The organism is Psychrobacter sp. H27 (assembly GCF_059072655.1).
In genome coordinates this window covers 2,255,481-2,280,897 of record NZ_JCACRX010000001.1, presented here as the reverse complement: position 1 = coordinate 2,280,897, position 25,417 = coordinate 2,255,481, and the positions used below count along the sequence as shown (strand labels likewise).

The window sequence follows — 25,417 nt, the reverse complement described above, 5'->3', positions numbered from 1 at the left end:
TATGACCTTTGTCGTTACAGATAACTGTATTCTTTGCAAATACACCGACTGTGTAGAAGTCTGTCCTGTGGACTGCTTTTATGAAGGCCCAAACTTCCTCGTCATCGATCCTGATGAGTGTATCGACTGCGCGCTATGCGAGCCTGAGTGTCCGGCTAATGCGATCTTCTCAGAAGACGAAGTGCCGAAAGATCAAGAGATGTTCACTCAGCTCAATGAAGAGTTGGCACAAAAATGGCCAAACATTACTGAGATGAAAGGACAAATGCCAGAAGCGGCTAAGTGGGATGGCGTGGAAGGTAAGATTCAGTATCTTGAGAGATAGATAACTCTTTAAGCATTTCTCAATACATTGAGCCAATAAAAAACCACCTAATAGTGATATGCTGTTAGGTGGTTTTTTATTGGCTTCATGGTCTCAAATCTAGGATATCTACCACGTTATCTTCACTAATCAATACCACCATATTTTGTTCGTAAGCTTTTAGTGGTAGCCATGCTATGGCAGATGGATATTTATTAATTATATTATCGACTGATACTCTAGGGTTGTTCGTATATAACGTGTCTAAGCTATTAGATTTCTGAATAATAAGTGACCATTGATTGTTTATCGGCTCATATAGATTTGGCTGCATACTTGGCGCAATACCAGTCTCAAGCTCTACAAACAATCTATCATTTTTTTGTTCTATGCTTTTTGTAGGTTTGACTGCTACAAGTTTTGGCTGTCCCCACCCCAACCTATTATAAGGAGCTGATGCTTGTTCTAAGCGTTCTACAGGAATGTTATTTGCCTGCACTACTTCAAAGCGGATAGTATCAAAGGCGATATATACAGGTCTGCTAATAGCGATATTGTATATACCATAAGTAAATGCAGCGAGCTGTAAAATGATAACAATGGCTAAATCAAACTTTAAGGACTTTTTACCTTGTCTAGCAACAATGAAAGTCAATAATGGTCCTAATATCACATCAATCGCTAGCATCATGATAAATATATGAGTAACGCCTACTGCCTTTGCTAATGGCGCTGGATGCCATACCATAAAGACGATATATAGACCTACAAGGGCAATAAAAATAGAGATGCCTAGATGGTAAGCAAATGCTTTGAGCCGAAATCTAAATGATGAATTTAACATATGTACACTAGTTTATGATTAGTGATAATGAGCACGTTCAACGGTGCATAAATTGAATATACTTATTATAGAATACCAACAGCATCAATCTTGGCAACTTAATGGTAGCTTATTTGGGCTCATCGTGCCACTGCATGACCATTTGATAATCTGCTGATTATTGAGGGTATTTATTTCAGGCGTTAATATTAACGACTCACCAGCGATATTTCCATCGTCAAAATTGATAGTAATGATACCAGTATCTGGCGTCACAGAAATGCCATTAGTAGCAATGTATTTACCTTCTAAGGTATTTGCTTGCTTTCCGATATTACCCGTTATTGCTACTTCGTTGGCATCAGGAAAACGCTTGTTTTCCCAAACATAGGTAGTGATCTCACTACGCAGACCCGCTGAAACAGTAAAGCCCTCGACCGCTTGTGATCTACCAATATAGTTAAGGTAACTTGGTATCGCAATAGCGGATAGAATACCTATTATAGCAACAACAATCATCAACTCGATTAGAGTAAAACCGTTTTGTGTTCTCATAATAGGTCTTCCTATATTGATGTTTTGAAAAAAGCCCTAGCAATAGCTAGGGCTTTTCTTAACTCAAATTATTAGCGAAGCATCTACTATGACTGACAGCTAGCTGGTAAGCGTGAAGGATCAATACCATTTGTAGCAGCAGGTTTGCAAGTCCATCCACTGATTTGGCCTGAATCAGTTGCAGCAGGGGTAAGTAACATAGCTTTACCATTGTTAGCGCCAGCATCAAAGGTTACATTAATAACTGTAGGAGCTGTAGGCGTTGTAACCGTAGCCGCATCACCACCTGTCAATGTTACACCAGCGTCAGCAGGTGTATCACTAGCTGAAAAGTACTTACCTTCTAAATCGTTAACATTCGGAATTTCAGTAGGTAAAGGAAAGCGATTTTGATCTGCAACAAAAACTCCAATGTCACTTTGCAAGCCTGAAGTTGCTTTAAAACCTTCAGATGCTTGTGCGCGCGCCGTATAGTCTTGATAAGCAGGCAGAGCGATCGCAGCCAAGATACCGATAATAGCGATAACGATCATTAGTTCGATTAAAGTAAAACCTTTTTGAGTGTTCATAAGAACTCCTTTTGCGATAAGATAATGGCAGTATGATGCATGGTCTGGCCTAGCTATCATTACTACTGATTGTAGGTGTCAGTTTAGACTAAGTATCTAATCTATTTACTGTCTTATTATTATTGTTGCAGGTAGCGTGCCAACTTTTTTATAATTATCTAAAATATTCGTTTATATCTTTTAACTGACACTCTTACTAATGCTTGTCACCTTGTAGCATTTAATTTATGACCTATCTTAGCTATTAGACATGCTTATTCCGCCCTTTTGCTGAACAACATAGCGGACAATATGGGATGAGTTAATATTATTGCCAGTTTATTGCTTAAAATTGTCAGTTTATGTAAATTGTCGAATATTGCCGTAATTACAGCTGACATTTTTTGTCAGCATGCGAGATTGAAGCTATTATTATCAATTACTCCACTCTTTATCTGTACCACATTTTTTGTTAGTACTGTTACCTCGACACTTTATACCTTGATAATTAAGCGTTAGATTACCATCGCTTGCCATTTGAGTATTAGACTTTGGCGTAGCAGTAATCGTCCATTTAGTGACAAGTGGATTTGTGATAGTGACATCATATAGCTTAGTTCCCTGTCTTGGATATGCTGTAGCAAAATCTGCTATGACACCTGTACTGATAACACTATAACTTCCTTGAGCTAATTTTCGACTCTCGATTTCCGAAGCAATATTGTACATTTCACTCATCATATCGGTACGTTTGGTTTTAATGACGTATTGCTGATAGCTAGGATAAGCAATCGCAGCAAGTACGCCAATAATAGCGACGACTATCATCATCTCAATCAAAGTAAAACCATGTTGTGGCTTATATGCTTTTATAATTATAGACATTACCAGCTCTCCTCCCCCGTACCACAATCAGTAGACGTTATCTTCACCGTTCTATCTTTGCTCTGACACCTTAACCCCGTACTATCGAGCATAAGAAGGTGTGCATTAGAGCCTGTAAGGCTAGAATTGGGCTCAGCAAGCATTCGCCACGCATTACCTGCCACAGAAAAACCCGCTGCATTAGGTGCTAGAGTGGCGTCTGTACTTGCATCAACTAGACGAATTTTGTAGCGGTAATTATTATTATCACTACCTGCTGGCACGTAGATTGTTTGGTTAGTAGGTGCATCGTCGTAGCCATTGCTAACCGTACCATCACTAGCTAGCTTTCTAGGTTGAAACCCTTTGTAAGTAAGCGCAGTAGCACGCCAACGATTGAGCTCTATCTCAAGCTGTTGCATACGTGCTTGCGCTTGTAGCTCTGAATTACGAACCACATACTGTCTATAAGACGGAATCGCTATCGCAGCCAAAATAGCGACGATAAAAATCACGACCATTAACTCAATGAGGGTAAAACCTATCTGTTGCCTAAATAATTTCTTCATACGGCTGTCTCATCAGTCTACTTCGTACCATACTTTTGGTTGAAGGGTAAATCTTTCGTTGAATATAAAATCAGGAGCAGTACCACTTCCCAAAATTAAATCAGCAGCTGATAAGTTTTGATTCAGCCCATTAGGTTTTGATGTTGCGTTAAATAGCCCTTTATCTGTATCAGAGCCAAAATTCACACGATCATTCGCACGTTCTGTCAGAGTTCTAGTACCGATAAGCAAACGCTGATTAGAGAGTGTCGAACTTCGTGGACCTAAAGTAAGCTCTTGAATACCTTTACCTGCTCGGACAAACCCACCTAAACCATTTTTGGAGGCATCATCAGTACAAATACCATAAGGTAGACAATATAGTTGTCTCTCTGAACCACCAGTAATCTTGGCAGAACAAGAATCTACCGTTCCATAGTTCATATCTGGGTTATAGACGGTAGTGTACAAAAAACTATCAATCACTTCAGACTTTCCTACACCTTTGGTATATCTGACGTTGCCATAGCCATCAAAGTTCGTTAGCGGAATGTACCATCCATTCTTTGATGTTCCTTGTAGTACCGAGATAGCACTATTCTTTTGCGCCAATGTATAACCTGCAGCATTCAGAGTTCCAATCGCGTTAGGTAATTGAGTCAAATTACTAGTTGATGAGCTATTAGCTGTTAAATCAGCTATTTTTTGACCATTAGCGTTATTTGCTGCTGTAAAGTTGCTTGCATAAAAAATGCTGTCTGCCTTTGTAACATCAGTATCCATGATGCCATAAAGTCTGTCAGCTTTACTGAGATCACGTATCTTAGATAGAGGTGAGCTACGATCGCCTGAAATGACATTTACAAGTGCAAATAAGCTACTACTCACTGGATTACGATAGAAACTAACGACTGGACGCTCATAAAAGCGATGATTGTATTTGGTATCAGAACCAGTATAAGCACTTTGCAGAACCCGAGTGACCCGCGTATTGGTGAAAGAGCTTTCAGGCGACGATGCTGTGGCTGTCGCAGATGGTTTTATAAACCCTGCATTGGTAAAGTCGGCACGGAATACTTGACCACCTAAGTCAGCAAAATAAATATGGTCCATAAAGCCATCATTGTTACGATCTAACGTGGTCACGCCAGCGACGATACTATTTTTCATGGTAGGCACTGTTTTCGTAGCACTTGAATCACTGGAGGCTGACCAAATAAGAGCGCCTGTTTTAGCATTAATGATATAGACAGCATTACCTTTCGCCTGCGTGGTCGCCGTCAACGCACAGCCACCCAATATAGAGTCAATCAAACCCACTTGAAAACCTTCATTTTCATAACACATGTCATAACCACCACCAAATACTAGAACGTCTGTACCTTTATCACTAGCAGCAGTACTTGTTTTTATTTTAGCCTTAGTAGGCTTTTCCCAAATCTGACCCATACGACTGAAACCTGAAGTCGCTGGTGTAATTGCAAACATCATACTAGGGTTGTCATTGTCAATGAGGTTCAGACCATATAAAGCTTCGCCGCCCATACGTAGACCACCATAAGCATAGACACCTTTGCCATCAGTAGTGTCAATATTGACACGTTTAGCTTCAAAATCGTATTTATAGTCAGCACTGACCATCCAAGGTGCATCAACACCAAAATTAGGTGAACCCGTACTAGCCTTGGTCGCGTCTTTGACTAATGCTGCTGATTTTTCGGGATCTATCAGCATCTCTCTTGGAATAATGACAAACTTCTCTTTACCGCCATCACCACTAGTACTGGCATTGTCAGCATTAACCAAATGCAGACCACCTTCTGATGAACCAAATAGTACGTAATCATCACGAGTAGTGTTGACTCTACCATCTTCATCTAAGTTTGCTGAATATGATACTGAAGCAGGAGTCGAGTGTATCGTCGCTCCTAGTACTTTGATAGGTTGGGTTGCATTAGCGCTGGTCAACGTCATATCCTTCACATTGACCGTTGTCGCTGGAAGATTGGCAAAACCTAAAAAGTTCAGTAGCTTTCTCAACGTCGCTTCATTGTAGGTTGCTGTATCTATAAAGGATGTATTTGTCAAAGCAGTGTTATTTACTAACACTTTACCTGCAGCATTGACACTCACCTTTTTTAATACTGGTTTTTTACTAGAATTATTTTCCCAATCTTCTACATACAGAGTTCTAACAGAGGCAAGACCAGTAGCTGGTGTACTTAGCTGAGAATAAAACCCACCAGACTCTACCTTGTCATTGGCACCAGCATAGTTAGTGTCTGACCACAGATCCTGTGCTGCTGGGTTTAATTCCCCTGCTATATTTTTGAAGAGCTTAGTATTACTCTTACCATATAGCGTGCCTTCATTTAAACTATATTTCTTTAGGTTACCTTCCCAAATTACTGAGTTTTCAGCAACCTTGGGCTGTATAGTTGGATAGTAGGCGACCGCAAGCTGACTATCAGCACGATAGGGATCGTCTGGGATGACAATAGTCCCTGATGGCGTAGAAGGTAGTGTTTGATTCAAATCGCTAACGAACGTGGTAATACTATTAACAATATCCTCGGTAGACTGTGCAGAGTAGAAACCTCCTTCGCCAAAACCACCAACGCCTGGCAATGCTGCAGTTGTCTTTTCACCCCAGTTACAAGCATTTCTTGCATCAATATCTGTGAATTTTGTGCAATTATAAAAGTCTCGATTGGCAGTGATGCCAGTTCTTGGATTGGTATAAGGAAGGTTACGAATAATGCGATCTGCTGGATCTCTATTATCGTCCTCCGCTCTATCGATATTAAATACCGAGCCAAAACCAACTACTGCTGTATAGATTTCACGATCTGTTCCTAAAGGGTTAATGGTAGGATCACGTAAGGCTTTGGCAAACGAACCAACCTCAGGCATACCATGATCATTCTGACTACCATCCGGTAACGTGACCGTAGATAAGCTAAAAGAACTACGATTTAAAGCGGTTTTCATCAGTGCTAAAGGACTATCTGAACTATTTGGAGCACCATCAGTTAAGAAATAAATACCACGTCCATCACAACTCGAGGGAGATGAAAGCGGGCTAATATAATTACTACTATTTTTGGAGGATGATGACGATTTACTGAAACCACTCCCAGTACCACTTGTTTTGGTACCTAACATATAAGCGCCAACCTCTGCGTAAGCATTAGCTGTGGGCGTCCCGTTACCACCACCTGCAGCAGCAACAACGTTTCTTATATTCTGACGTTGAGCATCATCTAGTAAAGCGGCAGGTAATAATATCTTACCACTACTACCATCAGTATTTCTAGCAGTGCCGTCTGAATTGAGCTCCACCACGTTATTACTGCCGCTTTGAGAAGAAAACTGACCAATGCCAATAGCCACCTTATTAGAGTCTAACTGAGTGCTATCCATTAAAGTAAAAATGGCATCTTTAAGACGAGTTAGTCGGTCATAGTATCTATCACCTCCATTAGTTTTGTAGTAGTAAGTTGTAGTGTTAAAAAAGTTACCGCTACTTTCTTGTTCAAAACCATTAGTTGAAGGTGTATTTATTTCAGCATTGCCATTACAAGCATTTATATTTACACTACCTGATCCGTTGTTGCTACCACAACGATACCATCGCGTAGCGCTAAAAAAACCAGAAGTTCTTCTATAAAAGTATCTTTTTTCACCATCAGTCTCACAATATCTTCTCGTATAAGACGGCGTTGTTGCAGATGGTTCTGTCATTATTGTGATGTCGCTAGAAGAGACTTCAGCAGGTAAGTCACAGGCAGATGCGCCTACATTTGACTGGGCTGCTGTCATACTACCTGAGGTATCAAGCATCATGGTGATGGTGGTTTTGCCACCTTCAGCCGCCTTGTATATCTCTAGATCGCCAATTTTTTTGCCCGCGACATCAGCTTGTGCGACTGGCAGAGCGACCATAGCAGCCATGGCAACGACTAGATACTTCAAAGGTAACGTAACTTTGCCACTCATTGGCGATACAGTATTTAGTCGTTTCATAACCTCTATCCTTTTATAATAAGTAAACTATTTATGGCGCAGTTTTGAGGACGCATTCTGCATTTAATGTACCTCTACCAAACGGGATACACTTCGTAGAAGAAGAGATGTTTTCAACATCTGCTTGCTCATATAACATTTTGCTTGGAGTGTCGGCAGCGAGCATACAATCGCTCAGTGATTTTTTACTACCGACGACGTTATCTTTAATGCTGGTTTGTGCAAAACAATTATCTCCATTAGCTTTAGGTTCACTATAGGATGGCAACGCTGAAGCAGACCTAATATCAAATGTGAATTTTTTGCTGGTTCTGTCTTCGATTTCTTTACCGATGACCATATGCCCAAATCTTTCGGCATTTGGATCGACGGGAGCAACAGTGACGCTCATTTGAGTAACAACCGTTTGCCTAGCACTGGTATAGCCATCAGCACTGTTGTAATCACATATACCATTGTTCAAACCACTCCAATAGGCTGTAGGATTTGCTGCAGTTCCCTTTAACATAACAGTGGCATTGGATGTCAGATACTTTTTGGTACGAGGGTTGAAACAATAAATAAACTCATTGTTTGCATTTTCATCATTCAATAGAAAATGCCCAAACACACCTGATGCACTTGTCACATCTAGGTATTCAGTAGAGGTTGAGCTACCATTGAGCATCATTTCGAGCTTTTGGTTGGCACTATCTGAAGACTGTAATAATACTGTATTGATCTGATCGCTTGTCGCTATTTTGAGATCTGTATTGCTTTGTCTCACTGCTATAGCACCAGCGAGCATAATCAAGACTAAGAATAGTAAAACTGCTATTAACGTTGCCCCGCGCTCGGTATGCCGATATCCGAGAGTCATTTTAACGTCTTTCACGGTTGGGTTTGGTGAATCGCGATGGATCGTCACTCTTACTCTCCTTACCAGAATTTATAAGCTGGTTTTCACATTGACTACACGAGCGTTGCGTAATAACGTTGTAGTCTCATAAGTCGCGCGTACTTGTTTTTGACGTGTAGTATCTGTCTTTAGTGCATTATTCTGACCTAACAGTGTAAACGAAGTTTGATCATCACTACCTAAAACAGGAGTGCTACCATGAACAATTAGACCTATTTTTACTGATGTTATTGCTGGTTTGTTCGCAGTTATCGATAGATAAGCACTACTTGGTAAGTACATAGTCTGACCTGCATTGACACCCGAATCATATTGGACACCTAACAAGATTTTGAACTGATCTACATTAGTAATAAATTCTTGACCAGCTTGACCAAAGTTGCGAGCGTCTGTACCACTTATCGTTCTGATCTTACCTGCTGCAAAGTCAACCCTTCCAGCATCACAAGCTAACACTAGGTCTTTGATGGCGCCACTACTACTGTCATTCGTAACAGGTCGCAGAAAATAACGCTCAATAGCAATATCGTTTACCTCAACTGCTGAGCCTTCACAGTCGCTGAATGGGCTACCCGTTATATTTGTATATTGGATTGTCAGTTGATCACTATTAACAGTAGTATTTGAGACTCCTGTCCAGCCATTCGTACCACCAACCGCATCACCCGCACGTCTCGTCAAGTAACCAGTGTCAGTATACGGCGTAGTAGTAATACCTAAGTTGGCGCCTGTTAACACAATACCGCCCTTCGCAGTCGTTCCGTCTATTCTCGTAATTGGGTTACCTAAATTAGCTAAACGAACTTTCTTTTCTAACTGCTGCAAACCGAACACACTAGCATCTTGCAACTCACTACCACTAGATTGCACACTGCTTGTTTTTACACTAATTGTGTATATCTGTACGACGGCGGCGGAGATAATCAAACCTAGCACTAATGAGATCATAAGCTCTATTAGAGTAAAACCAGACTGCTTGCAATTACTGTTGTTATGGCTGTCAACGTTCAGCATCAGTAAGCCTCCATAATAAAGCACTCTGCACCATTTTTATAAGTACCATTCGCATAAGCACAAGCATTTGTATCACTATCACTTAGAGCTACAGTAGTATCGCCCCAGCTGGCTACAAAGCATTGACGCTCTTGTTCACCTGACGTGCCAGGACACCCATTAGGAACTAAACCTAACTTGATATCATTTATCACCGCGTATGACTTCATTAATAAGGCATCACGTGTTGCTAGTTGATTAATAGTGCAACTGTCTGCAGCGACAGGTGCTCCCGTTGTATTTTTGATACAACTGTCCTTTGTGATTACAGCGCCATCTATTGTTACAGAGTCAGTGCTACCGTTTACAGCTGTTTTGAAAGCGCCTATTCCGCTTGAATTTGCACGCATTGTTTCCGCGCCACCTCTCATAATAGCTAATGCTCGTGTACGCATGAGGCTCTCATCAGTAGCTTTTACTGCAGTCATTTGCATAGCTGAGAATCCAAGCACTGCAACTGCTAGTAATAATAGTGCTACTAGCACCTCTACCAAGCCTACACCATGCTGACTACCTAAGTTTCTCACTAGCAAGTTCCTTCTAGTTTGTGAGTAATGCTTGCTATCGTACTAACTTCAATTTTTCGAGGTGTAGCGGCTGTATTACTATCACAAATGGTATAAGTGACTTTGACGCCATTAGCAGTCACTTTATTCGGCTGAAAAGTTACCGTATTGGTTGAATTAGGAGTAATAGATACGGTGCTTCTAGAGTTAATATCATAACTGGTCAACACAGTACCACTGGTGTTTTTCAATACAATAGTTTTTGCAGTATCGCTATATACGACTTGAATATTCTGGCGACGAATAACACTTTCGACTTTAGCGTCTTTCAATATACTAGTAATAGTAGAAGCCGTTGATTTAACCCGCTGGTTGGCAAGCTGAGTACTGATACTTGGTGCGGCAATACTTACAATGATAGCCAGTACCGCAATCGTCACCATGAGCTCAATTAAGGTAAAACCTGAATTAGCCATCAGTCTGTTGGGTTGTCGATTATTCACAGATGCATTCACATCAAATCCCTATTTAGCACCGCTAATGTCTGTCTCTTATCAGTTTTTGTTTTAAAATAACTAAAATCTGATGTCGTCTTTGCTAATGATTTTGTAGTTAACTTAACTAATAACATGCAATTTTTGTTCCATAACATTCTGTTGAGTTTATATACAAAACGACAAAAATCCCTATTCAGTGTGTCAACAACTATATACGTATTTAATAATATATAGTGAAGGCAAAGAATTAGCAATATATTAATGATTTCAAATAGATAGCTTAATTAACACTATTGACTACCATGCGCTAAAGCATATGCTGAAATGTGGTAGTTACTATAGCGTTGAGCATTTATCGTATTTGGATGCTCAGGTCCGATAAATGCTCGCGCTAAAGCCTGTAAGCTTGCACCTGTCGTTGAGACATCATCGAACAATAATAAGCGTTTTGTAGGAGGGCTCTGTGAGAGCGCGAAAGCATTATCTAGGTTACTTAGGCGTTCAGCACGTGTCAGGCCTTGCTGGCTCATCGTATCGTCAATGCGCTGAACACCGTGCCACAATGGAATGTTCCAGTGCTTTGATAGTTGCGCGGATAGAATACTGACAGGATCAAAACCTCGTTTGGCTAGGCGTTGATCGGTGGTCGGCATAGCGACAATCACACTATTATGCTGATGACAGCCATGCGGGCGTGGCAGCTGGCGTATGACATGTAGTAATAAAGGTAGCTTGGTCATGTCTTCATGATGCTTGAATGCCCGAATCGCTTGGCGTATTGGATAGTCATAATAAGTAGACGCTTGTATGGATAGCGATTTACCAAAAGCGATATCAACGTCAAAAGGTTCTGGGAGCCACGCGATACTATGGTGACAGTGAGTACAAAGTAAGCCACTGCTTACGCGAAGTCTGATCTGATGATGAATACGAGTAAGCAAAGCGTCGCTAGTTACCAATGCGAGCTTAGATTTTGTACTCTCATGTTTTGTGCTTGGCGAGTGACCAGCGTTAGATAGCGCGTGATGCGGTATTAGCTGAGGTGCTAATGTACTACGGTAAATACGGCATAGCTGGCAGCGTATATCTATATACTCTGCCAACCACAGTCCAGTTTGATACGGTGCTAAGTTGTGCATAGATTATTTATCATCATAATGCATGATAAGGCTCTGCTATATTAGAGACCTTTCCAATCGTTAAGCACAATACCAAAGCCGATAGAGGTGTTTTCATGATTATAATCAACAATAGACTCGCCATACCCTTGGAACAACTGCACCATACCATTGACGTTTTCTGACAATGGATAGATATAATCGATTTGTGCAGCACCTTTATTGGTGCTTGGGTTATAGCGCAAAGTACCGCTGACACTCTGCTGGTCTGGCAAATCATATAAGAATTTGATATCGCCATAACCCATGTAATCTTCGATATCTGGGTTGTCATCATCGCTGCTACTGTCACTATTCACGCGAGCCCAGAGACGCGGTATGACGGATAGCTTACCCCACTCTGCCCCTGCCATCAGATAAGCACGGTTCCATGAACGTGATAATGGATCATCCTGACCATTTGAGTGATGCACAGCACCAGCCCCTAACATACGTAAACGTCCACCGAAGGGAAGGTCTGCTGTCACAGGTTGGGTCAAGAATATCTCTGGTTGATAGTCGGTGGCACGAAACGGTCGTGAGTTGTCTTCGTTATAAACCTGCCAATGCGACTCCTGAGTATAGCCAAACCATAAATCTGCACTGGTATCGAATAAATCTTCTGCTACTTTACTCTTCAGTGATAACTGAAACTTCAGCTCAGTTTCACGTATGTCATTAGAGTCAAAAGGCTCAATGTCTTGAGAAGGTGTGCTTGGGTTTAAGTTAGGATCAAAAGTATAAAACAACGGCAGCAAATACGTCGGTCGGTATGGTCTTACTGTCCAAGTACCGCGCTCGCTATTTTGATCCAGATCATACGCTAGGCTCAGCGGTGTATACTTTTCGATATCTGTTTGAGTGACGCCTACGCTATCTAAAACCTGAATCTCTTGTTCACTATCTGCATCTGTATCCATACGCTTAGCAGCAGTCTGTTGAGTGGCGGCTAGACCTGTAGTTGTGCTGTTACCATTGAAAGTATTGGTTGATTTTTCTTCTACAAAGACAACCTGCGGGTTACCTGAAATGGTCGTTTTAAACGTCTTTGCCAAATCAACAGGCTGTTTGGTCGTAGTATAGCTTGGGGTTTTTCCTTGCTCAGCCACCTTATCAAAACATGCCAAACGGGCAGCACTACTCTGAACTTGCGTACAGTCAGAAAACAGCTTTGCTTGTTGAGCAATAAACTCTTTACTAATCACGTTGCCACTTTGGGCAGTGACGCTCGTGTATGTCTCATTATTGCTAGTATTCTGAGCCGTCTCCACGCTGCCGTACTCAAATGCTGCTTCTGGTACTGGCAGCTCATTGTAAGTCTGACTATTGTCAGCTGCTTGTACTTGTACCGCTGTACAACTCAAAGCGATAGCAACGGCAACACTCAAATGAGTATGCCTCGTTTGGCTACTGGCGTTACGACTGATTACATTGGTACGTTGTAATTGACGCTGAGTGGTGATGTGGGCAAACATAAATGTCCTTTATCTAACCAGCATTATCGCTAGCAGAGTATGTGAATTAATTGGTATAACCGTTAGCGTCACCGCTAAAAACAAGAAGAAATCAATAGTACATAAACACCAAAGACAGTCTTGACGGACTGATCTATCCCTGCACTATTGTTACTTTATTGTAATGAAAATATAAAGACTATACTAGCGTTATCGGCATATTAAATACGATCAGAAAATCCTAATCTCTATCCAAATAGATATCGGTATAAGATATTACAAGCATGAATTAATGACACTAAAAAGCCGATGTACGGTTATTACGGTACACCGGCTGCTCTTTATTATTAATCCTAAATCAGGATTCTACTCAAATGATTAAATCTACTTATTGATTAAAAGTTATTCATTATCAGTTATTCAGCGTTGTTAGAGTTTGCTCAAACTCCAAGCGACCGATTTCGCCCACTTGCTGATTAACCAATTGACCATTTTGATAGTAAAGCAACGCTGGTGGACCAAATAGTTTATAGCGAGACAAAACAGCTTTGGAATCTTCAGTCGTTTCTGTAATATCGAGCTTGACCAGTTGCCAGTCTTGCATTTGTGCTGGACGATTATGAAATAAATTTTTATCCATAATACGGCACTCAACGCACCAGTCGGCAGTTAAATCAACGATTACTTTTGGGTTGGAGGCAACGATAGTATCTAGCTCGGTAAGCGTCGTGATCCTCTCATCTTTTGCGCTATTGCTACCTACTGGATAAGTAGCATTCGACGGTGCCATCATTGGCGCGGCGCTCAATGACGCTAATGGATGTAAGCTATCATCATTTCCTAGTGCTGCACCCACGATCAAACAAGTGGCCCAAATACCCACAATGAGACTCAACGCTTGGGTCAGCATACGACCTTTACCCAGCCAACTCCATGCCCATATCGCTACCACCATAAACCATAATGCCCATACCATCAGCATGACTGGTGATATAAACACACGCTCGATGAGGAGCAATGCCACAGCGAATAGCAATAAGGCAAAGCCTTGTTTGACCCAGTTCATCCACTCGCCTGCCTTTGGTATGATCTTGCCTTGGGTAGCACCTATCAAGATAAGCGGCGCTGACAAACCAAACCCCAGCATAAATAAAGCAGCAAAGCCCAACAACGGACTGCCAATAGTCGAAACGGCGAGTAACGCACCGAACAGTGGCGCAGAGACACAGGGAGATACTACCAATGCTGACAAGAAACCAGCAATCAAACTGCCCCCCGTACTACCCAGCTTACTGTCACCTGCTTGGCTTAGATTTTGCATTTTTCTCCTTAGCACATGTGGCAAGCGTACGGTGAACGCATCCAACATATATAGCGCTAATAATACAAAAACCACGGCAAAGCTGATAAGAATAATCGGGTTTTGCAACCACCCAATAATACCTAGTGACTCCCCAAACACCGCAATAACTGCACCCAAAACACCATAGGCAGTGGCTACACCAATCGCATAACTGGTGGTTAAGATAATGCCACGTTTGACAGTTGGGTTTTGTTCACGGGCCACGATATTGGCAACGATGGGTAGCATCGGCAGTACGCAGGGCGTCAATGCCAAACCCAGACCTGCTAAGAATAGCAACACCAGTGCAAGCCAAGGATGAGAGGCAAGCCCAAAAGGATCACCATCGACCAGCGTATTGCCAGCGACGTTTTCGCTACTGGTCGCGCTGCCTGAGATGTTCGTATCTGACCCAGAAATCGTGGTCGTCGACGTACTGCCATCTAAAGAGTCGTATTCTAAAGTGCTGTCATCAATGAGGTCATAGTCAATAACGTCATCATCTATCAATGCTTGATCGTCATCAGACTGAGTTGTATTGGCTATACCAGCCTCTATCGATGTCGTCTCATTGTCATTCGTTGATGCTGTCACATCAGCCAGACTACTACTTGCAGCAGCGCTATCAATACTAGCGTTACTTGATCTCGTTTGCGGTGACGTCGCTGCGATGTTAACTGTAGTTTTGATTTTTTCGGGTGGATAGCACAGCCCTGCTTTTGCACAGCCTTGCCAGCCAATGACAATCGCTGCGTCACTCATGCTTGTGCCATTATTGCTGGTCAATATGGTCGTTGCGACCATATTGATTTGATCAAACACCAGCACTTTCCCAAAGGTCGGATCATCGATTGAGTATGGCTGTTGGCTAAAGGTAAAAGGGGTTGCATTCACGCCAGCCGGTAGCGTGAGTTTTATTTGATCTTTATAAACATAATGTTCGGGCGTGATATCAAAATTGATAGACAGGCGCGTGCCTGTGTGGGTAGGTGTACTACTACTAATGACCTGAAAAGCCTCATCCACTGGCAAGAATTTCGACTGTGCGTTGCTTTGACTATTGCCAAATAAATCACTCAATCCTGCAGCTTGCGCTGTTATTGGTGCCAAACCAGTTAACAGCGAGCTGCTCGCAATAGCAAACGCTAATACGTACGATTTTTTTGGAGACGTTTTAGCAGTTCGTGAGAAAGGTTGTGATGGCGCCTTGATGGACATGAATAGCTACCTGTTATGACTAATATGTGAATCGACCTGCGCGATACTTATCTGCGCGTTGCAGCAATATTTATCTTGGTTTTGATTTTTTCTGGTGGATAGCATAATCCAGCTTTTGCACAGCCCTGCCAGCCAATCATAATGGGGACATTTTTCGCTCCCTTACCACTACTGGTCGTCAGCGTTGTGGTTGCAACGATACTTCTTTGCGTGAATACAGGAACCTGACCAAAGGTCGGATCATCAATTGATACGGGTGCCTGATTAAAAATAAATGGGGCTGCAATCACACCTTTAGGAAAGCTTACAGTCAGCTTATCTTTATAGACATAGTGCCCTGGCGTGATATCAAAGATAATAGATAATTGTGTACCCTTAGATGTTACCTTGGCACTACTGAGGACTTGAAAAGCCTCATCCACCGGCAAAAACTTTGATTGCGATGAGCTACTACTATTAAATAAATCGCTCAATCCTGCAGCCTGTACACTTATTGATGTCATTGATAACGCGGCTATCAGTGAGGTGCTGGTGACAGTAAGTGCAAGCGCGCAGCATTTGGAAATGCGTCTATTAAGTGCAGTTATTTGGGGTGCTGGCATTTTAATGGGCATAAATCGTTACCTCTGATAATGGTTAGCAGTAAAAGCCTGGCAGTAAAAGCATAAACTCAGCATAAACATGCTGATAAAAATATCAGCGCTCAGTACATCACTCATATTGAACGATGAGCACTTTATAAGCTGATAAAAAATATCAACCAATAAGGGATTATTGGTTGATATTTAGAGGGTAGTAAATATGAGCAAGTGACCAAATACGTTTATAAACAATATAATGCTATGGGTTTCATAAGCGTTTGTACAATCAAACCTTATAGCTGAGCGTAAAGATCAGCATCCTGACCCTCGCCACCTTGCTGCCCATCTGCACCCAATGAAAACAAATCATAAGGACGACCTTCACTACCTGGGGCTACGTATTGCATTTCGTTTTCCCAACCATCTGTCGGATAGCCACCTTTTATATAACCACCTTCAGGGTAATTCTTTGCATCGGCAGGCGGTGTTGTCAGTGCCTCTAATCCTTGAGCTGTCGTTGGATAGCGTGAATTATCGACTTTGTACATATCTAGTGCATTTGAAACAGTAGCTAGCGCGGTCTCAGTCGTTTTGACACGAGCTTTATCGCTTTGTCCGACGACTTTAGGTACGACCAAACCCGCTAAGATAGCCAAGATCACGATGACGACCATGATTTCAATCAGAGTAAACCCTGACTGCATAGATCTATGTGCTGAACTGTACGGCATCGTTGAAGACAGACTCTGATGAACACTTACAGTAGCTGAGTCATCTAATATACTGTTGTTAATTTTGGCGTTATTATTGTTTTTAGCATTGTTTGTAATATGGGCACTTTTTGGAATCGTATTCACTTGAAAATTGTCAGTCATAGTCATCGCTTTGGTCATCACAGTTATGTCAGTGGTAACAGTAGCATTCTAGTGGCGCTTACTACTGTCAGATCTTATCAGTAATATCCTACATCATTATCACTATAAACCATGGTTTTATTTTTATCCAGCGCGGTGCTCAGATTGTCATTATGGTCAGTATTGAATAAACAGTGAGGTCTATAACTGTCGCTTCATCCTACTTTTACTATAGCGTGGTGCTCAGATTTACCCTAGTAAAACTATATCATAGACAATAATATACAACAGTAAGCAAATCTTAAGAAAGCTCGCTCAGAGTTTAGCAAGATGTGCCGTATAGGTAAGATAGAGATATCGGATTTGTGTCAGCCGTTCAAGTGACTGCTTGCTAGCCTGCCAAGTCATTCATATTAACAATAGGTAGCATAACCGCCATAACGATAATCATCACGACCACACCCATCAATACCAGCATCAGAGGCTCGAGCAATGACAGCAAAGTACTGATGAAGTTGGTTGCTTCTGCCTCTTGCATATTGGCAGCACGGCTTAGCATATTTTCTAACTCACCTGAGTTTTCGCCACTTTTGATCATCTGCACCATCATCGGTGGAAAATAAGTAGATTTCTCTAGCTGACTAGATAAGCTTGAGCCTTCTGTGACTCTATCAGCAGCAGTGATAATCGTTTTTTGGATATGTAAATTGGTCGTGACCGCAGCACCGATATGCAATGCCTCAATCAGTGGCACGCCTGAGCGTACTAATATCGCAAGGGTGCTAGCAAATCGCGCGGCATTCAATCCTTTGGACAACCTGGCCAGTATCGGTAATCTAAGTACCACACTATCAATGGTCAATTTCCCTGCCTGCGTTTGAGCAAAACGGTAGAATAAAAATGCAGCCCCTGCCAATACCAGAAGCATTAGCCACCACCACTGAGTAATGATATTCGATAAGGTCAGAACGACTTGGGTAATCAATGGTAGGGCTTGCTCGGACTGCTCAAAAACTTTGACAATTTTGGGCACCACAAAACTCATTAGACCCATAATCACCGCAATTGCCATAACCATCAGTACAACCGGATAGACCATGGCGCCTTGGATTTTCTTTTGGAGGGCAAAACGGTTTTCGGTGTAGTCTGCCAACTGGTTCAGGATGAGATCAAGATGACCTGATTTTTCGCCTGCTGCAATTGTGGCGATATATAGTGGCGGAAAGCTAGCGGCTTGTTGTAGTGCTCGTGCTAAGCTCAACCCTTCTAGGACATGTGAGCGTACAGCGAGCATCAAAGATTTGATATGAGTTTTTGGTGATTGTTTGGCGACCGCAGCCAAAGTCTCCTCGAGTGGAATACCAGCCGCCAGCAACACAGACAATTGGCGTGTGAGCAGCGCCAGCTCATAAGCAGATGGTTTTTTGTAACGGTTTTTACTTTGGCTTTTTCGGTCATTGACAGCGCTGACTTCGACTGGTGTCCACCGCTTATCACGCAGCTGCTGACGAACTTGCCGCGCCGAGTCCCCTTCTAGCAAGCCTTTTTGGACACTGCCATGGTCATCAAGCGCTTTGAAGTGATAAGCGGGCATAGCAGCAGATATCCTAAGTGGGTCACAGGTAAACGGTCATAGCGTACGACTTAACAGAAGGCTTCATACCTATCAAAGCGGCGTTGAGTCGTTACTATCAGGCATCAAGCCTTGTAATAATAAAACATCCAAGTGCTGCTGCTGTAACTTTTTATCAAAATCATTGACCTCAGCGATCAGCATACGCTCAATACGTTTGTCACTAGCAAAAACGCTCAAACGTGCACAAATAACCGCCAATTGATAAATGCGTTTTTTACAATAACCATCCAGGCCTTGTAGCAGTCTAACCATATGCGGGGTCTCAAGACTAGCATAGTCATAATCGGCGACTACTTGCTGACCAAGCGCCGTTACACCATAACTGACCGATAGATGCGCGCAAAAATAACAGCTAAATAGGTACCCAACCACATGACCGATATAATAACCTCGATCATAAGTGAAACTACTTACCCCAAAGTGACCAAGTACGTAGCTGTTGAGACTACCTTGATCGCGAACGGGCTTGCCATGTTTTAGTTTACCGACCGTGGCAAAACACAGTGGGTTGCGTCCATCCTGAGTGGTGAGCTGCCAGCCTGCTGGCTGCTGAGCAGGCATATGACGCACGATATCTGCGATGATATCATCGACCACATGTAGCTGTTGCCAGAGTCGTTCAAGCATATCCGTATCCATCAGACCACGCTTATCGAGCTGCTGAGCAAGCAAGTATTGCTGATGTTCTATAAATTGTGATTTGAGGGTTTGTACCAAATATGTGGGGCGCGTATTGGCAGATGCCATATATAGTAGCCGGGTACGTTCATGCTGAGTACGATAAAGAGCGACTCGCTGTGCCGCGACAGATGTCTCACTGGCAGGCGACTGACTGGTTGAGCTATGGGTATTGGACTGCTCTGTAGCGCCTAAGTCGTACGCTTCTTCTTTGGCATCTGATAAAGTAAATAAGGTCAATAGTGCCGCCTTATCAGGAACTTGTCTCACATCTTCTGGCTGCGCTGATTGTGTGCTAATCAAATTATCTCTATCAGTATTATTTTCTTTTTTAGCAGTTGCAGTAGCGCCTTGTTGGCTATTGGCTTCTGTACTTGGCTTTGCGGTCGGTTCAGTCATAACATACCATCAGCAGCAAAAATAAACATCGTCTAGATCCTTTTGTATGGCTGGCATTCAGCTATACATCGTGCGCTAAACGCACACGCTCATATTTCGACGACTCATTATCTCATAGTACCTGAACACGCACGCCTTGTCAGCTTTGTATAACCGAAATAGCACGGTCTAACTATCAGATACTGTGTCTCTATACCTGCTCAGTATATAAAAGATCGCGGATAAAACTAAAAGAGTTAATCGAAGCAAAAAGCGCTAAAGCAATGTTGGTCGCTTTAGCGCTTTTATAGACTTTAGTGCTTCTATAAATAGATACTGCCGATATAGCAAAACTGACCTAGGCGAGTTTTTGTTGTTGATACTGCTGTCGGTACGCTTTTGGTGAGACCCCATAGACACGCTTGAATGCCTGACTAAAGGTAGAGTCGGATGCATAGCCCACCATATCACTGATGCGGCTGATACTGTTCTGCTGTAAGCGTAAATATCGCGCTGCCAAACGCAAGCGGTAATCGATCAGATACGTGAGCGGCGGCATGCCGACTGTGTCTTTGAAACGCTGAGCAAAGCTAGATCGTGACATTCCTGCTACTTCTGCAAGCTTATGAATGGTCCAGCTTTGGCTTGGTGCTTCGTGCATCGCGGCTAGCGCCTTGGTCAAAAACGGATCTTTCATTGCTTTGAGCCAGTTTTCGGTGGCTTCAGGCAAGCTCTCAATATAGACGCGTAAGCACTCAATCATCATGATACTCGCCCAATGATTGATGACAGCGGTTTTACCCATACGCTCACGCTCAGCCTCCAAGGTCAGCAGCTTAATCTCTACATCAATGACCTCAAAACGACCATCGGCGGCATCATTGAGCTCGGGTAATATCGGTGGTAGTACAGACAGTAGAGGATTAATCATCTCTTTGTCATATTTGCATTCGATAAGTATCAAAGACGAATTAGGGTCACCGTCACCATCGATGTCAAGCGTACGATCTTTACTGTTAATCAATAACTCATCAAGCGGTTCGGCAACATCACCATTATGATTGAGCGCATAGCTCACATGCTTGTGTGCATTGGGGATCATAATCATATCACCAGCGCGGGCTTCTCTTAGACCATTACCAACATCAATACAAAAACCGCCAGACATCACCAAATAAAACAAAATAGTGTCTTTTCTCGTAATAGAGTAAGACCAATTGCCAGCACCGTTCAAACGATAATACTTGGTCTCAAATAAGTGCACGTTTTGTAGCAATACGCTCAATGCGTCCATTAATCAGTTCCTCAATCATACAGGGTCAATAATAAAGCTTAAAAATGTAGATATATTTAAAATACTTTTGAACGCTAACGTAATCAATAGGATATTTTGACTCGCTATTTTATGCCAGTGCCTAACACCTCAGTTGACGACACAATTAGTGTGATGAATAAATCGAAACATAAGCATAATGCCCGATTTGAAACTTCGTGTCCATTCACTCATAAGTATTACTAATTAATAATAGAGCAGACACAGTGAATCTAGGCTTCTGGAAAAAACCTACAACGATATGAATATCAAAAGACAAAGGACGTAAACCAACAAAGTATGGGCACTTCGAACGGTTCAATATTGTAGGAGGCTACAGAGGGATGAAAAACAAACAGACATAAAAAAACGCCAACAGTGGCGAATGGTATTGCTTATAGGTTTTGGTATAAATATAGAATGTTTATACGGATAATACAAAATAAATGGGGCGACTGATGGGACTCGAACCCACGACAACCGAGATCACAACCCGGGGCTCTACCAACTGAGCTACAACCGCCATAACTATTGCCTGATAAGGCAAGATTTGCAGGCTAAATGGCGCGCCTGGCAGGATTCGAACCTGCGGCCACCTCCTTAGAAGGGAGATGCTCTATCCAGCTGAGCTACAGGCGCTCTTAGAGGACTTTTATATACCACATTCAGTCAAAAATACAGTTTTTACTATATCAGAAACTAAACCATTATACATAAAAAAAAGCCTGTAAGGCTCTTAAAATAGATGGTCGGAGTGATAGGATTCGAACCTACGACCCTCTGGTCCCAAACCAGATGCGCTACCAAACTGCGCCACACTCCGAAATTCTCTATTATCACGATAGCTTGTTGAGTAACTCGTTGTTGGCAATGCCGCTAACTTGTTAATGTTCCTCGCTATCGAGGTGCACATATTAAGGGGAAAAGGCGATTGTGTCAACACCTATTTTCAATTAATTTAAAATAATCTCTAAATTCTTTAAAAAAGCAGATTATCACAAAAACATCGCGACGACTTCTAATGGACAGTCTCTAATCGGTAGCTTTTAAATAGCAATCTTAATCATTCAGTCTGCCTATCAGCTATAGCCTGTATTACTACTAGCGTCATTATGCTCTATTCAAATGTGGTCGCCCATTACCGTTTACTGTCCCTGTCAATACATCAAACGGTATCAACCACAAATGCGCATCACTTGAGCCATCATCATTATCGGTATCAAGAGCTTGATGAATTTGCTGCTTGAGTGCCACTGGCTGCCTCTCATTTCCTAATACGGGATAAACCATCCAAACCTGCCCTGCTTGATAAGCCTGTGCATAGCTGGTCAATTGATAAGCATCGCTCGCGCTAATAGCATTGCTATGAGGTAAGTATTTCCATTTGATATCGATAACATGGCTGTAGTGACCTCTAGTCTTAGTCATTGTAGTCCTAGTCACTGCCCTATCATCCTGATCAGTATCACTCTGACCCTGGTAGTGATTATCAGACATTTGATATATCAGTAGGTCAGGTCTTATAGATAGACATGCCCGCCCTTCTGCATCGTTTAGCCAAACACTTTGAGTTTGATACAAGGGACGACAGTGATTACTTAATCGTTGGAACATCGATGCGATACGCTGACTTGCCCACTGCTCAAATGCTTGATTCATATCAATCAACAAACACAAGCGCAGTGGGGGTCGATTTGGTTTGGTTGAGTCAACACCATAGCCTGCTGCAGCAGCTGACTGCCGTAATAACCAATAAGCCAAATCTAACAGTTGATGAGCAGCTTGCAGTTTTTGCCTTTGTAGTGGCAGAGTGTCTAGTTGCTTTGTTGCCTGAGTATATATTGACGCTAAGCGCTGCATCTCACGTTGGTCGAGCGTAGGCAAGTGCTGCCACTGCTGCAAGAGCGTCGAATATCCAGATTGTAGAAATAAAGGCATCAAGTAGACTAATGCGCTTTTTATCAATCGATTGGCCAGCATATCATGACTCAGCATACTACTTTCACAGACAAATCGATGCGGCTGCATGCTATTGCGTCTTAGCTGCTCTTTGATGAGTAGTCGCCCTTGTACGGAAGACTGATTTTGGACACGCTCCTGATAATGTTGGGTTGGTTGATAGTGTACTAGACGCTGTAAAAATTGCGTAATCAGCCAATCCGACAACGGCGGTGCTTCTATGGGTAATTGTACTGATGGATGAGCGAATTGACCGAGATTTTTCATGTTGGGCAGCTTACAACTCTTTGGCCTATCAAGGCGAGTCAAGTCGGATAGCATGCCTTGTACCCAGCGACGCGTTTGAGCGATATCATCGTCCTGAATGGATGTATTCAGCTTTGGTAGTAGCTCAAGCGTCATGCCACTAGGCAGTAAAATAATGCCTATATAATGTCCGACCTTGAGCTGCCACTGTCCTTGCTTACGCTTGATGGTAAATACAGCAAACTCCTGCGCCATCAACCATTGAAAATCAGACACATGCAAAAAATCATGCGCGGTCAGGCGTTGATGCTCGAACACGGTGATGATATTGGTTTTGACGTTTTTTGCTTTAGCGTTCTTACGAGGCGTATAAGTACGAATGATATTTTCATCGTAGCTTTTATTGTAGCCTTTTTGGTGATATACGCTGTCGTTTATCATAAGTCAGCCACCTTGCTAGTACAGACGCTGATAGATAGAGGGCTGGTTGAATTTACCAGTCTTTGCGATAAGGTCTGCATTGATTATGTAGCTGCTCATGTTCATGGATTGACTAAGAAAGCTGTCTTGCCCTGTGAACATATGGTTTTGGTTGGCCATAATCTGCTGATGACTCACCGAACCTTGTGGTTTATTATTGACCAGCACATGACTGTCATGAATGAACTGCGCGCTTATTGGCTGCTGCTCATCCTGAAAAATATACTGTAATGCCGCAACTTGACCACCAGCAGCTTGTGCCAGTTGGGGAATAATCTGTTCGACTAAAACGGATTGTAATTGGGTCAAACTCTCAACTGATAATAAAAACGCATGCCCTAGACAAGCGTCTACTCCTAACGTCTGTGTAATACGTGTATTGAGCCCCGTTAGTAATTTACCCAGGTCAATCGTGTCAGCCTCTACGCTATCAGCTGCGTTACGCTTACTACTAATTATAGGTAATAATTCAGGCTGCGGCGGACAATCGATAAAGCGAAAGCGTCGACGTAGTGCCATGTCGAGAGGCGCAAGCGAGTGATCTTGAGTATTCATAGTGGCATAGATATCGACGTTATCAGGCACACTAAAAGCACGTCCTGAATATGCGAGATTCACTGTCATCGCATTTGGCTTGCCTGCACGCTTATCTGGCTCAATCAAACTGAGCAGCTCACCAAATACTCGTGAGACATTGGCGCGGTTGACCTCATCAATCAGCATCGCGTAACGCTGCTGAGGATCGCGCGCCGCACGCTGACACAACTTCAAAAACGCCCCGTCTTGTACCGCGTAGCTCATTTGCGTCTGATTGGCATGGCTATTATTTACCTGATTATTATTTACCTGGTTATTGTGTGCTTGGTTAGAGCCTGCCATGACAGGGCGAATCCCTTCAACAAACTCTTCATAACCATAGGCTTGATGGAAGCTCACCATACTAAATCGCTGCTGACCGATGTTTTGATTGAGCTTAGCTTTGTGATCACGCTGTGCCTGCTGGAACTCTGCTAGTTGCTGTGACAGCTCATTTAGTAGCGTCATACTCTCAGGCAGTAAATACCATGCACCGCTGTTGTCCTTATCAAAATAAGCTTGGCTGGCACGATTGTCGAAACTGACGGTTTTAGAGTCTACAGGACTATGTCTGCGCAGCTCTAGCCAAGCAGTACTCTCTAGGTTTTTCTCGCGGGCGTTTTGCGCAGCTTTAGTAATAAAAAATGGATGATTAACCAACTCTCTGACTTTTACCAAATCCTGCTGCTCCGCGTGTAGGTCCAAAAACACCAAACACAGTACCTCACGCCAGCTTGAGTCCTGTAACAACTGCCCGAGCAGCTCTTCCCCATTGATCTCAGGCAGATAATCAGTGTATTGCTTGGCGATTTGGAGCAGTCGATATGTTTTCCCTGTACCTGCGACGCCAGTATAGATGATATTGGTTGGCTCAGGAGTAGACATATCAGACATAGCGGCATCCAGCATTGAAGCATTCATAAA

Annotated in this window: 21 protein-coding genes, 3 tRNA genes and 1 pseudogene; 1 reads left to right on the top strand and 24 read right to left on the bottom strand. The window is 42.6% G+C overall.

Annotated features, from left to right (window positions below; all coding sequences use genetic code 11):
- Window position 1: 1 nt before the first annotated feature.
- Window positions 2-325, top strand: a complete 324-nt coding sequence (gene fdxA, locus AC5JPY_RS09380) for a ferredoxin FdxA (protein WP_194363584.1) — start codon at window positions 2-4, stop codon at window positions 323-325.
- A gap of 85 nt (window positions 326-410) precedes the next feature.
- On the opposite strand, the gene tfpZ is transcribed toward fdxA, so the two are convergent.
- The 24 genes and pseudogenes from tfpZ to AC5JPY_RS09260 form a co-directional block, all read right to left on the bottom strand.
- Complete coding sequence (tfpZ, locus tag AC5JPY_RS09375) at window positions 411-1,148, bottom strand: TfpX/TfpZ family type IV pilin accessory protein (RefSeq protein ID WP_493852366.1); 738 nt, start codon at window positions 1,146-1,148, stop codon at window positions 411-413.
- An 84-nt stretch (window positions 1,149-1,232) separates the two neighbouring features.
- Entirely contained in the window at window positions 1,233-1,682 is a 450-nt protein-coding gene (locus AC5JPY_RS09370; RefSeq protein WP_493852365.1) for a pilin, read from the bottom strand.
- Window positions 1,683-1,768: 86 nt separating this feature from the next.
- Window positions 1,769-2,107: a pilin gene (locus tag AC5JPY_RS09365; RefSeq protein ID WP_493852731.1), complete on the bottom strand. Its 339-nt coding sequence runs from the start codon at window positions 2,105-2,107 to the stop codon at window positions 1,769-1,771.
- A gap of 20 nt (window positions 2,108-2,127) precedes the next feature.
- A pseudogene (locus AC5JPY_RS09360) lies at window positions 2,128-2,251 on the bottom strand (prepilin-type N-terminal cleavage/methylation domain-containing protein); the annotation flags it as partial.
- A 414-nt stretch (window positions 2,252-2,665) separates the two neighbouring features.
- Complete coding sequence (locus AC5JPY_RS09355; protein ID WP_493852364.1) at window positions 2,666-3,115, bottom strand: type IV pilin protein; 450 nt, start codon at window positions 3,113-3,115, stop codon at window positions 2,666-2,668.
- Entirely contained in the window at window positions 3,115-3,663 is a 549-nt protein-coding gene (locus AC5JPY_RS09350) for a type IV pilin protein (protein WP_493852363.1), read from the bottom strand. The genes AC5JPY_RS09355 and AC5JPY_RS09350 overlap by 1 nt, the downstream gene beginning before the upstream one ends.
- Before the next feature lie 12 nt (window positions 3,664-3,675).
- Entirely contained in the window at window positions 3,676-7,668 is a 3,993-nt protein-coding gene (locus AC5JPY_RS09345) for a pilus assembly protein (RefSeq protein ID WP_493852362.1), read from the bottom strand.
- A gap of 31 nt (window positions 7,669-7,699) precedes the next feature.
- Window positions 7,700-8,575, bottom strand: coding sequence for a pilus assembly PilX family protein (locus tag AC5JPY_RS09340; protein WP_493852361.1), 876 nt, complete (start codon window positions 8,573-8,575; stop codon window positions 7,700-7,702).
- A gap of 21 nt (window positions 8,576-8,596) precedes the next feature.
- Window positions 8,597-9,580 (bottom strand): PilW family protein, encoded by a 984-nt coding sequence (locus AC5JPY_RS09335; protein ID WP_443525300.1) that lies wholly within the window; start codon window positions 9,578-9,580, stop codon window positions 8,597-8,599.
- Window positions 9,580-10,146, bottom strand: a complete 567-nt coding sequence (gene pilV / locus AC5JPY_RS09330) for a type IV pilus modification protein PilV (protein WP_493852360.1) — start codon at window positions 10,144-10,146, stop codon at window positions 9,580-9,582. The genes AC5JPY_RS09335 and pilV overlap by 1 nt, the downstream gene beginning before the upstream one ends.
- Complete coding sequence (locus tag AC5JPY_RS09325) at window positions 10,146-10,640, bottom strand: pilus assembly FimT family protein (protein WP_493852359.1); 495 nt, start codon at window positions 10,638-10,640, stop codon at window positions 10,146-10,148. The genes pilV and AC5JPY_RS09325 overlap by 1 nt, the downstream gene beginning before the upstream one ends.
- Before the next feature lie 272 nt (window positions 10,641-10,912).
- Window positions 10,913-11,761, bottom strand: coding sequence for a ComF family protein (locus AC5JPY_RS09320; RefSeq protein WP_443525296.1), 849 nt, complete (start codon window positions 11,759-11,761; stop codon window positions 10,913-10,915).
- A 41-nt stretch (window positions 11,762-11,802) separates the two neighbouring features.
- Window positions 11,803-13,254 carry a phospholipase A gene (locus AC5JPY_RS09315; protein WP_443525294.1) on the bottom strand — a complete coding sequence of 484 codons (1,452 nt, stop codon included), beginning with the start codon at window positions 13,252-13,254 and terminating at the stop codon, window positions 11,803-11,805.
- Window positions 13,255-13,645: 391 nt separating this feature from the next.
- Window positions 13,646-15,793, bottom strand: a complete 2,148-nt coding sequence (locus AC5JPY_RS09310; RefSeq protein ID WP_443525293.1) for a cytochrome c biogenesis protein CcdA — start codon at window positions 15,791-15,793, stop codon at window positions 13,646-13,648.
- A 47-nt stretch (window positions 15,794-15,840) separates the two neighbouring features.
- Window positions 15,841-16,407: a protein-disulfide reductase DsbD N-terminal domain-containing protein gene (locus AC5JPY_RS09305; RefSeq protein WP_443525292.1), complete on the bottom strand. Its 567-nt coding sequence runs from the start codon at window positions 16,405-16,407 to the stop codon at window positions 15,841-15,843.
- A gap of 260 nt (window positions 16,408-16,667) precedes the next feature.
- Window positions 16,668-17,105 (bottom strand): type II secretion system major pseudopilin GspG, encoded by a 438-nt coding sequence (gene gspG, locus AC5JPY_RS09300; RefSeq protein WP_443525551.1) that lies wholly within the window; start codon window positions 17,103-17,105, stop codon window positions 16,668-16,670.
- A gap of 514 nt (window positions 17,106-17,619) precedes the next feature.
- Window positions 17,620-18,822, bottom strand: a complete 1,203-nt coding sequence (gene gspF / locus AC5JPY_RS09295; RefSeq protein WP_443525291.1) for a type II secretion system inner membrane protein GspF — start codon at window positions 18,820-18,822, stop codon at window positions 17,620-17,622.
- 72 nt (window positions 18,823-18,894) lie between these two features.
- Window positions 18,895-19,941: a hypothetical protein gene (locus AC5JPY_RS09290; protein ID WP_443525290.1), complete on the bottom strand. Its 1,047-nt coding sequence runs from the start codon at window positions 19,939-19,941 to the stop codon at window positions 18,895-18,897.
- A 337-nt stretch (window positions 19,942-20,278) separates the two neighbouring features.
- On the bottom strand, window positions 20,279-21,214 hold the full coding sequence (locus tag AC5JPY_RS09285; RefSeq protein WP_319051165.1) for an AraC family transcriptional regulator: 936 nt from the start codon (window positions 21,212-21,214) through the stop codon (window positions 20,279-20,281).
- A gap of 465 nt (window positions 21,215-21,679) precedes the next feature.
- Window positions 21,680-21,755 (bottom strand) — tRNA-His (locus AC5JPY_RS09280).
- Between the two features lie 39 nt (window positions 21,756-21,794).
- Window positions 21,795-21,871 (bottom strand) — tRNA-Arg (locus AC5JPY_RS09275).
- A gap of 107 nt (window positions 21,872-21,978) precedes the next feature.
- Window positions 21,979-22,055: transfer RNA gene (locus AC5JPY_RS09270), tRNA-Pro, on the bottom strand.
- 287 nt (window positions 22,056-22,342) lie between these two features.
- Window positions 22,343-23,878: an McrC family protein gene (locus AC5JPY_RS09265; RefSeq protein WP_493852358.1), complete on the bottom strand. Its 1,536-nt coding sequence runs from the start codon at window positions 23,876-23,878 to the stop codon at window positions 22,343-22,345.
- A 15-nt stretch (window positions 23,879-23,893) separates the two neighbouring features.
- The gene (locus AC5JPY_RS09260) at window positions 23,894-25,414 is read right to left on the bottom strand and encodes an McrB family protein (RefSeq protein WP_443525288.1); all 1,521 of its coding nucleotides are present in this window, start codon (window positions 25,412-25,414) and stop codon (window positions 23,894-23,896) included.
- Window positions 25,415-25,417 lie beyond the last annotated feature (3 nt).